13 protein-coding genes are annotated in these 15085 nt (G+C 63.9%); 7 read left to right on the top strand and 6 right to left on the bottom strand.

Annotated features, from left to right (window positions below; genetic code table 11):
- Window positions 1-51 precede the first annotated feature (51 nt).
- Together IAG39_RS22150 and IAG39_RS22145 are read left to right on the top strand one after the other, a co-directional pair.
- Window positions 52-747 carry a fumarylacetoacetate hydrolase family protein gene (locus IAG39_RS22150; protein WP_042792659.1) on the top strand — a complete coding sequence of 232 codons (696 nt, stop codon included), beginning with the start codon at window positions 52-54 and terminating at the stop codon, window positions 745-747.
- Window positions 748-789: 42 nt separating this feature from the next.
- Window positions 790-921 (top strand): entericidin A/B family lipoprotein, encoded by a 132-nt coding sequence (locus tag IAG39_RS22145; protein ID WP_042792660.1) that lies wholly within the window; start codon window positions 790-792, stop codon window positions 919-921.
- Window positions 922-992: 71 nt separating this feature from the next.
- On the opposite strand, the gene IAG39_RS22140 is transcribed toward IAG39_RS22145, so the two are convergent.
- A complete protein-coding gene (locus IAG39_RS22140; protein WP_118934936.1) occupies window positions 993-1697 on the bottom strand; it encodes a TetR/AcrR family transcriptional regulator C-terminal domain-containing protein in 705 nt (234 codons plus the stop codon).
- Window positions 1698-2118: 421 nt separating this feature from the next.
- On the opposite strand from IAG39_RS22140, the gene IAG39_RS22135 reads away from it, so the two are divergent.
- Window positions 2119-3540 carry a carbohydrate porin gene (locus IAG39_RS22135; RefSeq protein WP_118934934.1) on the top strand — a complete coding sequence of 474 codons (1422 nt, stop codon included), beginning with the start codon at window positions 2119-2121 and terminating at the stop codon, window positions 3538-3540.
- Between the two features lie 134 nt (window positions 3541-3674).
- Here the strand turns inward: IAG39_RS22135 and IAG39_RS22130 are convergent, their stop codons facing one another.
- The 3 genes from IAG39_RS22130 to IAG39_RS22120 form a co-directional block, all read right to left on the bottom strand.
- Entirely contained in the window at window positions 3675-5381 is a 1707-nt protein-coding gene (locus tag IAG39_RS22130; RefSeq protein ID WP_059379178.1) for a PhoH family protein, read from the bottom strand.
- A gap of 61 nt (window positions 5382-5442) precedes the next feature.
- The gene (locus IAG39_RS22125) at window positions 5443-5907 is read right to left on the bottom strand and encodes a peroxiredoxin (RefSeq protein ID WP_054451079.1); all 465 of its coding nucleotides are present in this window, start codon (window positions 5905-5907) and stop codon (window positions 5443-5445) included.
- The gene (locus IAG39_RS22120; protein ID WP_059379176.1) at window positions 5904-6365 is read right to left on the bottom strand and encodes an Mth938-like domain-containing protein; all 462 of its coding nucleotides are present in this window, start codon (window positions 6363-6365) and stop codon (window positions 5904-5906) included. The genes IAG39_RS22125 and IAG39_RS22120 overlap by 4 nt, the downstream gene beginning before the upstream one ends.
- 361 nt (window positions 6366-6726) lie before the next feature.
- Between IAG39_RS22120 and alaC the strand changes: the two genes are divergently transcribed.
- The 4 genes from alaC (at window position 6727) to IAG39_RS22100 (ending at window position 11197) form a co-directional block, all read left to right on the top strand.
- Entirely contained in the window at window positions 6727-7914 is a 1188-nt protein-coding gene (alaC, locus tag IAG39_RS22115; protein WP_054451081.1) for an alanine transaminase, read from the top strand.
- A gap of 171 nt (window positions 7915-8085) precedes the next feature.
- Window positions 8086-9390, top strand: a complete 1305-nt coding sequence (locus IAG39_RS22110; RefSeq protein WP_118932195.1) for a homoserine dehydrogenase — start codon at window positions 8086-8088, stop codon at window positions 9388-9390.
- The gene (thrC, locus tag IAG39_RS22105) at window positions 9387-10796 is read left to right on the top strand and encodes a threonine synthase (RefSeq protein ID WP_118932196.1); all 1410 of its coding nucleotides are present in this window, start codon (window positions 9387-9389) and stop codon (window positions 10794-10796) included. Before IAG39_RS22110 ends, thrC begins: the two co-directional genes overlap by 4 nt.
- A 179-nt stretch (window positions 10797-10975) precedes the next feature.
- A complete protein-coding gene (locus tag IAG39_RS22100) occupies window positions 10976-11197 on the top strand; it encodes a YgdI/YgdR family lipoprotein (RefSeq protein ID WP_059379174.1) in 222 nt (73 codons plus the stop codon).
- Between the two features lie 88 nt (window positions 11198-11285).
- Here the strand turns inward: IAG39_RS22100 and IAG39_RS22095 are convergent, their stop codons facing one another.
- Entirely contained in the window at window positions 11286-12308 is a 1023-nt protein-coding gene (locus tag IAG39_RS22095) for a class 1 fructose-bisphosphatase (protein WP_059379173.1), read from the bottom strand.
- Window positions 12309-12317: 9 nt separating this feature from the next.
- Window positions 12318-15023, bottom strand: coding sequence for an aminopeptidase N (pepN, locus tag IAG39_RS22090; RefSeq protein WP_118932197.1), 2706 nt, complete (start codon window positions 15021-15023; stop codon window positions 12318-12320).
- Between the last annotated feature and the right edge of the window lie 62 nt (window positions 15024-15085).

Raw genomic sequence — 15085 nt, 5'->3', positions numbered from 1 at the left:
TGTTTTCTATTGCCGGATTCCGGCCACGTATTCTTCATAGGTCGAGTGAACATGGACTACGTATTGCCCCCTCAGCCGCCCGTCGCGGTTCCCGTTGCCGGCAGCGCCGCGCTGTTTCCGGTGCGCCGCGTCTATTGCGTCGGCCGCAATTACGCCGAACACGCCAAGGAAATGGGCTTCACCGGCCGCGAGGATCCGTTCTTCTTCTGCAAGCCGGCCGACGCCGTGCTGAGCGTGGCCGACGGCGAAACCGGCAAGATGCCGTATCCGCCCAAGACCTCCAACCTGCACTACGAAATGGAACTGGTCGTGGTGCTGGGCAAGGGCGGCCGCGACATCCCGGTCGAACAGGCCAATGATTGCGTGTGGGGCTATGCGCTGGGCCTGGACATGACCCGCCGCGACCTGCAGGGCGAAATGAAGAAGCAGGGCCGTCCCTGGGAAATCGGCAAGGCCTTCGATCTGTCCGCGCCGCTGGGCCCGATCCATCCGCGCAGCGTCGTCGGCACCCTGGAAAAGGGCGCCATCTGGCTGGATGTGAACGGCCAGCGCAAGCAGTCCAGCGACATCTCGCAGATGCTCTGGAACATTCCGGAAAGCATTTCCTACCTGTCCGGCCTGTTCGAGCTGCAACCCGGCGACATCATCTTCACCGGCACGCCTGAAGGCGTGGGCGCCGTGCTGCAAGGCGACGTGATCACCGGCGGCGTCGAAGGCCTGGGTGAACTGCGCGTCCAGATCGTTTAAAGTACGCCCCGGATCCGTTTTCACCACTTCAGGAGCGCCAGCATGCGCAGCAAGATCGTGCTGACCGCCTTTGTCGTGTTCGGCTTCGTGCTCGCCGGTTGCAACACCGTCGCGGGCATGGGCAAGGACATGTCGAAGGCAGGCAACGCCATTACCAACGCCGCCGACAAGTAATTGCCGGGGGCGGGTTCGAGAAGGCCTGAGCCGGGGATCGCGCCCCGCTCAGGCCTTTGTACGTTCAGGCGCTAAGAAGCAAGGTGTGCTTCGGCGCCCGCTATAAAAACCCTGAGTGAGAAATCGAGTTGCTCAGGCCCGTAGGTGTCGATTCCCAGCGCGACGGCCTGGCGTAGCCGTGAATAAGACTTTCCATCGACCGAGTCCAGCCATTTCTGCAACTGGCGAGGTCTGGTGCGCTCAACCGCCGACCTGGCTTGCCAAATATCCTTCACATGGCCAACGCAGAGGGCGGCAAGCAGCACGGCCAAGCGCACCGAGGCGGCTTCGCTGAAGCCCGCCCGATTCAGCTGTTCGAGCAATTCCTCGGTCGGCAGCAGGTTCCAGCTCATCAACTCGGAATCGTCAAAGCGCAGGTGTTCCGCCAAGCTTCCCATGGCGACGGCTGCGTCGACCAGGTGGGTCGCGTAGGTCCTGCATGCGTCTTGCCATGTGGGCGCGCGCGCGATGTCGGCGCTGCTGAAGCTCGCAGTCAGTGTGTCCTTCGCGACGAGCGCCAGCAGAGTCTGGCGATCTTTCACATGGTAGTTGAGCGCCTTCCGGTCCACATTGAGCGCGTCCGCAAGCGCCTGCATCGACAATTTGTCGTGACCGATGCGCCTTGCCGCCTGCAAGATCCGGGCCAGATCAAGGCCGGCACGTTCTCCTCTTCCGCGCTCAACTTCCCCTAAAACATCTTTTTTCATCGTCTTTTCGGCGTGATGTTTGGTCAACAAGCAGGCCGCCTCAAGCCCCGCTTGTGCGCGGAAAACATGACGCGTCCTGAGGAAAACCCTGCTTGACTGGGGTTCATCGTAACACTAACTTCAACGCCATATTCCCGGCCGGGAATATGGCGTTGAAGAGGCGAGACACCGATCAGCAGGGTGCATCGAACGCTGCCAACAACGTCGTGACCAGCAGAGACTGCACGGAATGGAGGTGGTTCGCCCAGTGATCAACTTTCGAAACCGGTCGGCATGAAATATCTCAATTGGCCCCGGGCTATTGAGACGGCTGCGGACGCTTTATCGGGATGCCTCCTCTCCCCGAATTCTTGCATCGACCATGACCAATGCGTACATGCCCGATTGTTATGTCTAAACAATCCGGATTTTGCGGAGTACGAGCGAGAAATCCTGGATTGAAGGAGGCCGCATGCCAAACCAGATCATCAGTTCGCGCCAGGTCAAAGTGCCGGCGCACTCGCTTGTGTCGATCTTTACGGCCATGGGGGCGATTGCATGGGACTGCAATGCCTCTGAATCCCGAACGGGGCTCGAGCGCGGAACGGTCGCTCAGCTACGGCCATCATCCGAGTCCTCTGCCGTGGACGCCGCGCCGCAGCCTGCGTCTGATTTTGCGTCTCTTGAGCGCCTGATGGAGCAGGGCGCGCTGGTTCGGATTCCATCGATTCGGGACACGGTGCTGCGTGACGCCGGCGGATTCCGTTCCGATCTGGCGCGGCACGGGATCGGCTTTCAGATCGTCAGCTTGAACTCCGCGGCTTACGACCTCAGGGGCGAAAACCCGCGGACACATCGCAAGCAGTCGTACAACGGCCAGGTTCCCACGTTCGCGGAGACCCAGCAGCTAGTCCTGACTTATGACCTGGGGCAGCACGGAAGCGATCAAAGCCAATTGATTTTCAGCGCCGTGACGGGTCACGCGAGCTGGGCGCCGAAGGGGCCTTCGGCGGACATCGCGCTGAGCCGGCTGGCGTACTTCACCACCTTCAACAACCGTCAATGGGAGTTGAAGGCAGGCTATCTCAGCAATGCCCTGGAGTTCGTGGGCTTGTACGTTGGCGGTTCCTTGGCGGTCGGGGCGCAAGGGATGAATTCCATCATTCCCTTTCAGGTCGGCCTGTCACGCCTGCCTTTTGCTACCCCGGGCGTGAATCTGACCTACAACGGATCTGGCGGCTTCTACAACAAGACCGGAATTCAGCGCAGCACCAGCCCCTACGGCGCGGAGGCGGAAGAGTCAGAACACCAGCATGGGCTGAAGTGGAAAACCCCAGGTAGCGGATGGCTGGTCATCAACGAAATCGGAGTAAAGCAACAAGCGAGTCCCGATAATCCCTCGAGATGGTTCCGGATTGGGGGAATATTCAATACGTCCGACTATGCCAGGTTCGATTCCCGCGAGCGTAGTTCGAACAACTACGCGCTTTATGCCGCGGGAGACCAGCAGATTTCGCGGCTGACGCCCAACTCATCTTCCGCGCAGGGATGGTACGCCGGCCTTTCCTTGCACCTGGCTCCCCCGGATCAGAATCTGTACACCAAATTCGTGGAAGCCAGGCTATATACGATAGGCACGTTTCCATCGCGACCCTATGACATGTTGTCGGCCACGGTCACCTGGTCGGATTTCAGCGATACCGCGAAGGACGCCTACGGGAAAAGGGGCGTGGATACGGCGAATTCGAGCAGTGCGGCCATGCTGTCCTACATGGCGCGTCTCTATCCCGGCGTCTATCTGAGCACGGGGCTCAGCTTCATTCGATCCCCGTCATTCGTGCCCGTGGACAAGAACGCCTTGAATTTTCTGGTGGGGCTCAACATGTTCATGTAGGGGCATTCGCGCTTCCTGTGCGAACGCAATCGTGAACAACTCATGAGCCTCTGCAAAAAAAAAGCCCGATGAAGGTTCATCGGGCGTTCGTTCATGGGAAAAGCCTATGCTGGCATGGAGTGTAGGGGCTGGGCCTACAGCACATCTCCGGCATAGTCGGCCAGGCGCGAACGTTCGCCCCGCTGCAGCGTGACGTGCCCGGAATGCGGCCAGCCCTTGAAGCGGTCGACCACGAAGGTCAGGCCGGAACTGCCTTCGGTCAGGTAGGGCGTATCGATCTGGGCGATGTTGCCCAGGCAGATCACCTTGGTGCCGGGACCCGCGCGCGTGACCAGCGTCTTCATCTGCTTGGGCGTCAGGTTCTGCGCCTCGTCGATGATCAGGTACTTGTTCAGGAAGGTGCGGCCGCGCATGAAGTTCAGCGACTTGACCTTGATGCGCGAACGGATCAGGTCCATGGTGGCGGCGCGGCCCCAGTCCCCGTTGCCTTCGCCTTCACCCATGTTAAGGACGTCCAGGTTGTCTTCCAGGGCGCCCATCCAGGGCAGCATCTTCTCTTCTTCCGTACCCGGCAGGAAACCGATGTCTTCGCCGACCGGCACCGTGACGCGGGTCATGATGATTTCGGTGTAGCGCTTGGTTTCCAGTACCTGGGTGATGCCCGCGGCCAGCGCCAGCAGCGTCTTGCCGGTGCCCGCCTGGCCCAGCAGCGACACGAAGTCGCATTCCGGATTCATCAGCAGGTTCATGGCGAAGTTCTGCTCGCGGTTGCGCGCGGTGATGCCCCAGACGTTGTTCTTGCCGTGGGTGTAGTCGCGCAGCGTGGCCAGCACCGCCATCTTGCCGCTGACCTCGCGCACCTGCGCATACAGCGGCATCTGGCCTTCGAAGTAGACGAACTGGTTGACCACGAACTGCGAGCACAGCGGGCCATGGATGCGGTAGAAGGTGGTGCCGCCCTGTTGCCAGGATTCGACATCCTTGCCGTGCTTGTTCCAGAAGTCCTCGGGCAGCTGCATCACGCCCGAATACATCAGGTCCGAGTCCTCCATGACCTGGTCGTTGTAGTAGTCTTCCGCGGCCATGCCCAGCGCGCGCGCCTTCAGGCGCATGTTGATGTCCTTGGACACCAGCACGACTTCGCGTTGCGGGTACTTTTCCTGCAGGGCGCGGACCACGCCCAGGATCTGGTTGTCGGCCTTGCCCATGGGCAGGTCGGAGGGCAGCGTGCTGTGGATCGCGGTCGTCTGGAACATCAGCCGGCCGGTGGCGTCCTTGTTGCCCAGCTTGGTCAGCTCAAGTCCTTCGTCCAGCTGGGTCGCGTCCTGCACCAGCGCGTCCAGCGAACGGCTGACCTGGCGCGCGTTGCGCGCCACTTCGGACATGCCCTTTTTCTGGTGATCCAGCTCTTCGAGCGTCATCATCGGCAAGAAGATGTCGTGCTCTTCGAAGCGGAACAGCGAACTGGGGTCGTGCAGCAGTACGTTGGTGTCCAGCACGAACAGCTTGCGCGGCTCGTTCTGGGCGCGCGCCTTGGCGCGTTTGGTTGGAGCCGGAGCGGTCTTGGCGCGGCGCGTCTCGGCGCGCGGGGCGGGGGCCGCGGGGGCCGGCGGCGGCACCTGGCGGGCGGGCGCCGGGATCTGCGCCTTGCGGGCCGGGGCTGCCAGGCCCTCGAGTTCGGGCTGGACGAGCAACTCGTTGTCGTCGTCCCCTGCGAGGACTGCCTGGGTACTGGACCGCGCAGCGGCGGTCTTGGTGCTGCGGGCCTGCGCCCGGGCGGATTCGCCCGAGGGGAAGGTCAGGATGGCTGCGGGACGGGTGGGCAACTTCGGAAGCGGCATATTTGTCACTCTCCAGTGTGGGCCGGCTATAGCGCCTGACGGGTAAAACCTGTGCTGACGGCTAACCGATGCTCTTCGCTGCTTGCAGGACTTCCTTGGCGTGACCCGGGACCTTCACCCCGCGCCACTCCTGCACCAGCACGCCATAGGCATCGATCAGGAAGGTGCTGCGCTCGATGCCGCGCACCTGCTTGCCGTACATGTTCTTCTGCTTGATGACGCCGAACAGATTGCAGACGGTTTCGTCGGCGTCGGAAATGAGGGGGAAGGGAAGCTCGTACTTGGCCTTGAAGTTCTCGTGCGACTTCAACGAGTCGCGCGAGATGCCGATGACCACCGCGCTGGCCGCCAGGAACTCGGCGTGCAGGTCGCGGAAATCCTGGCTTTCGGTGGTGCAGCCAGGCGTGTTGTCCTTGGGATAGAAATACAGGATCACGGCGCGGCCCTGGCATTGCTCCAGGCTGATCGGACCTATGGTGCTTTCGGCGGTGAACAGCGGGGCGGGTTTGCCTATGGTCGGCGTCATTTCTGGGATTCTCCGTTGGGGGGGATGAGGGCCACGACCACGCGCCGGCCCTCCGCCATCAGGATGTTGTAGGTGCGCGAGGCGGCGTGCGTGTCCATGATCTCGACCCCGATGCCGATCGCCAGCAGCGGACGCAGCACGTCGGGACGCAGGAACTGCTGGCGCGCGCCCGTGCCCACCAGCAGCACTTCCGGCGCATTCGCGGGGCGGCTGGGGCTGGCTTCCGGTTCGTCCAGAAAGGCCATGGGGTCGCGGACGGGCTCGGACAATCCGGCCGCCTGGCGCAAGAGGGTGGGGGTGATGTCGGCCGGCGACTCAACGGGCCAGTGGGTCACTTCGCCTTCGGGGCCGAACGCGACCGAGGAGGAAAAACGTACCTGGTTGACCTCGATATAGCCATCACCATAGGCGGTGACGGTATTCAGAGCGGCCGTCGCAGGATCGGTATGCAGCTTCAATAAAAACTCCGGCTATATGGCCCGATAATAGCGCATCGGGATGACGCCATGTTGCAGGGTATCCACGAGAGGAGCCCCCACGCCGCACTCGCTGCGCTCGCTTGCTGCCCCCGCGGGGGCGCGTTTTGCCTTGGGGCGGCCCAGCGGCAAAACGGGGCTTCCTTGTCACGCGATTTCCCTCGAGAGGGCGTGAAATCGGCCCCTTTTTTTCGCCATTTGCCGCACGGGCGTCCTTGCGCTAGATTACAGGGTTTTGCTGCACTGCAATCGCATGCCGGTGCGGCGTTTCGGACCCTTTTCCCCTTCGCGCATTCGCGCCCTGGTTTTTTCGCCCTTTTTATCGCCCCTAAGGATTCCCATCATGAGGAAGTTCTCTCGCATCGAGCGTCTGCCCCCGTACGTTTTCAACATTACCGGCGAGCTCAAGATGGCGGCGCGTAGGCGTGGCGAAGACATCATCGACATGTCGATGGGCAATCCGGACGGCGCGACTCCCAAGCACATCGTCGACAAGATGGTGGAAGCGACGACGCGTCCGACCACGCACGGCTATTCCGTGTCCAAGGGCATCCCGCGCCTGCGCAAGGCGATCTGTGACTGGTACCAGCGCCGCTACGCGGTCGAGTTCGATCCGGATTCCGAAGCCATCGTCACCATCGGTTCCAAGGAAGGCCTGGCGCACCTGATGCTGGCCACGCTGGACCGCGGCGACACCGTGCTGGTGCCGAACCCCAGCTATCCGATCCATATCTACGGCGCGGTCATCGCCGGCGCCAACATCCGTTCCGTGCGCATGACGCCGGGCGTGGACTTCTTCGAGGAACTGGAACGCGCCGTGCGCGAGTCCATTCCCAAACCCAAGATGATGGTGCTGGGTTTTCCCAGCAACCCGACCGCGCAATGCGTGGACCTGTCGTTCTTCGAACGCGTGGTGGCGCTGGCCAAGGAACACGACATCCTGGTGGTGCACGACCTGGCCTACGCCGACATCACCTTCGACGGCTACGTGGCGCCGTCCATCATGCAGGTGCCTGGCGCGCGCGATGTCGCCGTCGAGTTCTTCACGATGAGCAAGAGCTACAACATGGCCGGCTGGCGCATCGGCTACATGGTCGGCAACCGCGAGCTGGTCAACGCGCTGGCGCGCATCAAGAGCTATCACGACTACGGCACGTTCACGCCGATCCAGGTGGCGTCCATCGCCGCCCTGGACGGTCCGCAAGACTGCGTGAACGAAATCGTGGCGCAGTACCAAAGCCGCCGCGACGTGCTCGTGCGCGGCTTGCATGAAGCAGGTTGGAATGTGGAAATTCCCAAGGCGTCCATGTACATCTGGGCGCAGATCCCCGAACCCTACAGGGCGATGGGCTCTTTGGAATTTGCCAAGCGTGTCCTGTCGGATGCGAAGGTGGCCGTGTCCCCCGGGATCGGCTTCGGCGAGTATGGCGACGAATACGTGCGCTTCGCCCTGATCGAAAACGAGCAGCGCACCCGGCAAGCGGTGCGAGGCATTAAAGACATGTTCCGCAAGGACGGATTGCTGCGGTAGGACCACCCCCGAAGCGCTGCGCGCTTCCCCCTCAAGGGGGCGCCGCAGCGGACCGGCAAAGCCGGCTCCGCGCGGCCCCGCGTGGCGCTGCCAAGTGTGGAGTCGCTCGTACAGCAGTTATGGAGAACTGAAATGAATTCCCCCCAACGGCCGCCCGCAGAAGGCGCCGCGATGAAACCCATGAAAGTCGGCCTGCTCGGTCTGGGCGTGGTTGGCGGAGGCACCTGGTCGGTGCTGTCGCGCAACGCGGAAGAAATTGCGCGCCGTGCCGGCCGCCGCATCGAAGTGACCCGCGCCGCGGTGCGCGACGTGGCCAAGGCGCGCGCGCGCGTGGGCGACGCGATCCAGGTCGACACCGATGTGCGCGCGCTGGTGCGCGATCCTGAAATCGACATCGTGGTCGAACTGATCGGCGGCGACACGCTGGCGCGCGAGCTGGTGCTGGAAGCCATCGCCAACGGCAAGCACGTCGTGACCGCCAACAAGGCGCTGCTGGCCAAGCACGGCAACGAGATCTTCGCCGCGGCCCATGAGCGCGGCGTGATGGTGACCTTCGAAGCGGCCGTCGCCGGCGGCATTCCCATCATCAAGGCGATCCGCGAAGGCCTGACCGCCAACCGCATCCAGTGGGTGGCCGGCATCATCAACGGCACCACCAACTTCATCCTGTCGGAAATGCGTACGCGCGGCCTGCCGTTCGCCGACGTGCTGGCCGAGGCGCAGCGCCTGGGCTACGCCGAAGCCGATCCCACGTTCGACGTGGAAGGCGTGGACGCGGCCCACAAGCTGACCCTGCTGGCTTCGCTGGCTTTCGGCGTGCCGGTCCAGTTCGACCGCGCCTACATCGAAGGCATTTCGCAGCTAGCCGCCGAGGACATCGAGCATGCCGAACGCCTGGGCTATCGCATCAAGCTGCTGGGCGTCACCAAGCGCCGCCCGGACGGCATCGAGCTGCGCGTGCATCCGGCGCTGGTGCCGGCCGAACGCCTGCTGGCCAACGTCGAAGGCGCGATGAACGCCGTGCTGGTCAAGGGCGACGCCGTCGGTCCCACGCTGTACTACGGCCAGGGCGCGGGCGAAGAGCCCACCGCCTCGGCCGTGGTGGCCGACCTGGTCGACGTGACCCGCCTGCACACCGCGGATCCGGGCAACCGCGTGCCGCACCTGGCCTTCCAGCCGGATGCCATGTCCGACACGCCGATCCTGCCGATCGAAGAGGTCAGCACCTCGTACTACCTGCGCCTGCGCGTGGACGACCAGCCGGGCGTGCTGGCCGACATCGCCCGCATCCTGGCCGACCGCTCCATCTCCATCGGTTCGATGATCCAGCAGCCGTCGCACATCGGCGGCGCCGACATCATCTTCCTGACGCATGAAGCAGTCGAAGGCAACGTCAATCAGGCGATCGAGCGCATCGAAGCCCTGCCGTTCGTGCGCTCGAAAGTGACGCGCCTGCGCGTGGAAAATTTGCTATGAAATACATCTCCACCCGCGGCGGCATGACGCCGCTGCAATTCTCGGACATCCTGCTGGAAGGCCTGGCGCCGGACGGCGGCCTGGCCGTGCCGGAGCAACTGCCCCAGGTTTCTGCGGAAACGCTGGAGTCCTGGCGCGGCCTGCCGTATGCCGACCTGGCATTCGAAGTGCTGTCGCTGTTCGCCACCGACATTCCGGCTGATGACCTGCGCCGCCTGACGCGCGCGGCCTACAACCAGCAGACCTTCAACAGCGAGGACATCGTCCCGCTGCGTCCGCTGGACGGCGGCCTGTCGCTGCTGGGCCTGTCCGAAGGGCCGACGCTGGCCTTCAAGGACATGGCCATGCAGTTCCTGGGCCAGGTCTTCGAATACGTGCTGGCCAAGCGCGGCACCACCCTGAACATCGTGGGCGCCACCTCCGGCGACACGGGTTCGGCGGCGGAGTACGCCTTGCGCGGCAAGAAGGGCGTGGCGGTGTTCATGCTGTCGCCCCATGGCCGCATGAGCGCCTTCCAGCGCGCGCAGATGTATTCGCTGCAGGACGAGAACATCCACAACATCGCCGTGCGCGGCGTGTTCGACGAGGCCCAGGACATCGTCAAGGCCCTGGCCGGCGATCTGGAGTTCAAGAGCAAGTACCGTCTGGGCGCGGTCAACTCCATCAACTGGGCGCGCATCGCCGCCCAGGTGGTGTACTACTTCCATGGCTGGCTGCGCGCCACCAGCAAGGCTGGCGAGCAGGTGTCGTTCGCGGTGCCTTCGGGCAATTTCGGCAACATCCTGTCCGGCCACATCGCGCGCAGCATGGGCCTGCCCATTCGCCGCCTGGTGCTGGCCACGAACGAGAACAACGTGCTGGAAGAGTTCTTCCGCACGGGCGTCTATCGTCCGCGTCCCGCCGAGCAGACCTACGCCACCTCCAGCCCGTCCATGGACATTTCGCGCGCTTCGAACTTCGAGCGCTTCGTGTTCGACCTGGTCGGCCGCGACGCGGCCCGCGTCAAGGAACTGTGGGCCGGCATGGCGCGCGACGGCTCTTTCGACCTGTCCGCCCTGAAGCCGCAGTTCGAGGAGCGCTATGGCTTCGTGTCGGGCGCAAGCACGCACGAAGACCGCCTGGCGACGATCCGTTCGGTCTACGATGAAACCGGCGTGCTGATCGATCCGCACACCGCCGATGGCGTCAAGGTCGCGCGCGAGTTCGTCGAGCCTGGCGTGCCCATGCTGGTCCTGGAAACCGCCTTGCCGGCGAAGTTCTCGGAAACCATCGAAGAGGCCCTGGGCCGTCCGGCCACGCCCCCGGGCAATCTGGCGGATCTGGAATCCCTGCCGCAACGCGTCGAAATCATGGATTGCGACGCGGCCGCCGTGCGTCGCTTCATCGAGGCGAACGCCAAGGTGTAAAGGCCGCTTGCGTCTTGTATGCGTGTGCAACCCCTCGCAGGCTTGGCCTGCGAGGGGTTTTTTTCATTTTGGCGGGTCAGCAGCTTTACCTTCGCATGCATTTTGACCACAACCCGTCACGAATGCGGGGACAGTGTCAGATACAGTGAATTCACGATTCACTTTCGGAGAACACGCCCATGAAACTGAAGACCATGACGCTCGCCCTGGCCGTGACCGGATTCGGAGTACTGGCGGGATGCTCGTCTCCGTCGGTCATTCAGCAGCGGGACGGCAGCTCGACCGTGACGCCGGATAAGCCCCAGTACGACAAGGATTCGGGCATGTACGAATACGACAAGGACGGCAAGAAGGTCCAGATCAACAAGGACGACGTGAAGTCCATCGAACAGGTGAAGTGATCGCCGTTCCGATATGGCTTGCCCATGAAAAAAGCCCCGGCCGCTCAAGGCGCCGGGGCTTTTTCGTTGGCGCGGGGCGCCTGCAGCGTTACTGCTTGGCTGCTTCTTCGGCGTGGTAGCGGCCGACGCGGTCGACTTCGTTCTTCGAGCCCAGGATCACGCTGACGCGCTGATGCAGCTTGTCGGGCTGGATCTCCATGATGCGCTGCGTGCCGTTGATCGCGGCGCCGCCGGCCTGTTCGACCAGGAAGCTCATGGGATTGGCTTCGTACATCAGGCGCAGTTTGCCGGCCTTGCCGGGTTCGCGGGCGTCCCAGGGGTACATGAAGATGCCGCCGCGGGTCAGGATGCGATGCACATCGGCCACCATGGAGGCGATCCAGCGCATGTTGTAGTCCTTGCCCAGCGGGCCGGTCGTGCCTGCCAGGCAGTCGTCGACGTAGCGCTTGACCGGGGCAGCCCAGTGGCGCATGTTCGACATGTTGATGGCGAACTCCTTGGTGTCTTCCGGCACGCGGATGTTCTCGTGCGTCAGCACCCACGAGCCCATTTCGCGGTCCAGCGTGAAGCCCACCACGCCATTGCCGATGGTCAGCACCAGCATGGTCTGCGGACCGTAGACGGCATAGCCGGCCACGACCTGCTTGTCGCCCGGCTGCAGGAAGTCCTGCTCGCACACGGGCGCGCCCGACACGTCATGCGGCGCGTGCAGCACGGAGAAGATGGTGCCGATGGAGACGTTGACGTCGATGTTCGAGGAGCCATCGAGCGGATCGAACAGCAGCAGGTATTCGCCCTTGGGGTAGCGGTTCGGGATCAGATGGATGGTCTCCATTTCTTCCGAGGCCATGGCCGCCAGGTGGCCGCCCCATTCATTGGCTTCGAGCAGGATTTCGTTGGACAGCACGTCCAGCTTCTTCTGCACTTCGCCCTGGACGTTCTCGCTTTCCAGGCTACCGAGAACGCCGCCGAGCGCACCCTTGCTTACCGCATGGCTGATGGCCTTGCAGGCGCGCGCGACCACCTCGATGAGCAGCCGCACTTCCGGCGCGAGGGCTTGGGCGGAGCGCTGCTGCTCCACCAGGTATTGGGTCAGTGTTTTACGTTTCAAAGGAACCTCCTATGCTGCGAATTCTAAAGCCTTGGATACGATTTCCTGCACATTGCGCGACAGGCCTTCCTGGGCGCGCACCCGCTGCAGGGCGGCCTGCATGGGCGTGCGCAGGGCGGGCACGAAGCGTGCCCAGTTGTCCAGCGCGCGCGCCAGGCGGGCGGCGATCTCGGGGTTGAGGGCGTCCAGCGCCAGCACCTGCTCGGCCCAGAAGGCGTAGCCGGTGCCGTCGGGGTGATGCATGCCGCGGGCGTTGTTCAGGCAGAACTGGAAGATCAGCGAGCGCGCGCGGTTCGGGTTGCGCAGGGTGAATGCGGGGTGCTGCATCAGCTCGCGCGCGGTCTGCACGGTGGTCGAGCGGGCCGCGGCCTGCAGGGCGAACCACTTGTCCACCACCAGGGCGTTGTCGCGCCATTTGTCGTAGAAAGCGGCAAGCGCCTTATGCGGGAAGTCGCCCTGGCCGAAATTGATCAGCGCGGACAGCGCCGCCATGCTGTCGGTCATGTTGCCGGCCTTTTCGTACTGCTGCTCGGCCAGGCGCTGGGCATCGAGTTCGCCCGCCGCCATCAGGTGGCTGAGCGCCAGGTTCTTCAAGGCGCGCTTGCCGGCCGGAACCGGCGCCGGGCTGTATTCGCCCGGCGTCTGGTTGTCGTCGAATGCCAGGCGGAACTCGGCGGCCAACTGGCGTCCCAGTTCGGCACGCAGGAAGTCGCGTGCGACCGCCAGGGCAGGCGGGTCCACCTGCTGCATGCGTTCGGCCAGGGTCTTTTCGGACGGCAGGGCCAGGGCGCGGGCGCGGTAGGCGGCGTCCAGAGCCGGATCGGTCAGCAGCGCGCGCCAGGTCTCGATGAAGGCGGCGTCGGCATGCAGGGTCTTGCCGGCCTGGCGGGCCTCGGCCAGCGCCAGGATCTGGCGGGTGGCGAATTCCTGGCCGGCTTCCCAACGGGCGAAGGGATTGCCGTCGTGCGCCGACAGCAGGGCCAGTTCTTCGTTGGTCCAGTCGTAGTCGACGATGACCGGGGCCGAGAAGTCGCGCAATAGCGACGGCACAGGACGCTCGGCGATATCCTCGAATATCCATTGCTGGCTTTGCTGCGTCAGTTCCAGCAGCGCGGTGTCCAGGACCGCGCCGGCATGGCGCAGCGGCAGTGCGCGGCCGTCGCGGTCCAGCAAGCCGATGGCGAACGGGATGTGGAAGGGGGCCTTCACGTAATCGGCGCCGGCCTTCTTTTCCACGCCGACCGGCGGGCATTCCTGGGTGAGCGTCACGGTGCAACGGCGCGTTGCGGCGTCGTGGTCGAGCTTGACGGTCACGCGCGGCGTGCCGGCCTGGCGGTACCAGCGGCGGAACACGGACAGGTCGCGGTCCGGATGCTGGCGCACGTAGACGGATTCCATGGCGGCCACGAAGTCGTCGCAGGTCACGGCCTGGCCGTCATGGCGGCGGAAGTACTCGTCCATGCCGGCGCGAAAGCCCGCCTCGCCCAGCAGGGTGTGCTGCATGCGGATGACTTCGGCGCCTTTCTCGTACACGGTCGCCGTGTAGAAGTTGCCGATCTCCTGGTAGCTTTCAGGCCGGATCGGATGGGCCATGGGGCCGGCGTCTTCCGGAAACTGGGCGGCGCGCAGCGCCACCACGTCGTCGATGCGCTTGACCGCGCGCGCGCTCGCGGCCTCGGCGGCATCCATGCCGTGGGCCATCATGTCGGCGCTGAATTCCTGGTCGCGGAAGACGGTCAGGCCTTCCTTCAGGCTCAGCTGGAACCAGTCGCGGCAGGTGACGCGGTTGCCGGTCCAGTTGTGGAAGTACTCGTGTCCGATGACGGATTCGATGCCTTCATAGTTGGCGTCCGTGGCAGTATCCGCATCCGCCAGCACGTAGGCGGCGTTGAAGATGTTCAAGCCCTTGTTTTCCATCGCGCCCATGTTGAAGTCATGGACTGCCACGATCATGAAGCGGTCCAGGTCCAACTCCAGGCCGAAGCGGCTTTCGTCCCAGCGCAGCGCGCGCACCAGCGAATCCAGCGCCCATTCGGTCTTGGATTCCGAACCTGGATCGCTGTAGACCTGCAGCAGCACGTCGCGGCCGCTGGACGTCTTGACGGTGGTTTCGCGGTGCGTGAGCTTGCCGGCCACCAGCGCGAACAGGTAGCAGGGCTTGGGGAAGGGATCTTCCCATTCGACCTCGTTGCGGCCGTCGGGCAGTTGGCGCGTGGCCAGCAGGTTGCCGTTGGAAAGCAGCACCGGATACTCCGGCTGGGCGCGCAGGGTCACGCGGTAGCGCGACATCACGTCGGGCCGGTCGGCGAACCACGTGATGCGGCGAAAGCCCTGGGCCTCGCATTGGGTGAAGAAGTTGCCGCCCGAGACGTACAGGCCCATCAGCGTGGAATTGGCCGACGGTTTGCAGCGGCTGACGATTTCCACCGTGGCGCTGGGCGGCAGGCCGTAAAGGGCCAGGCTGTGTTCGGACAGGCGATAGCGGTCGGCGGGCAGGGGCGCGCCATTCACGCCTACCGAGACGAGCTCCAGGTCTTCGCCGTCCAGGATCAGGGCGGCGTCGGCGCTGGCCCCGGCCTTGCGCTGCACTTGCATCGTGCAGCGCACTTCGGTCGCGTCCGGCGCGAGATCGAAGGCGAGGGCGACTTCGGGAATGTCGTAGGGGTAGGGCTGGTAATCCTTGCGATATACGGTTACGGGCGTGTCTGTGCGCATGGGATTGCAGTCCTGTATGAACGAAGGCTCTATTGTAGTGGCTGGGCATGATGCACCGCCCT

The sequence above is a fragment of the Achromobacter xylosoxidans genome, assembly GCF_014490035.1.
Taxonomy (GTDB): domain Bacteria; phylum Pseudomonadota; class Gammaproteobacteria; order Burkholderiales; family Burkholderiaceae_B; genus Achromobacter; species Achromobacter bronchisepticus_A.
This window is presented reverse-complemented; position numbering and strand designations above follow the sequence as displayed.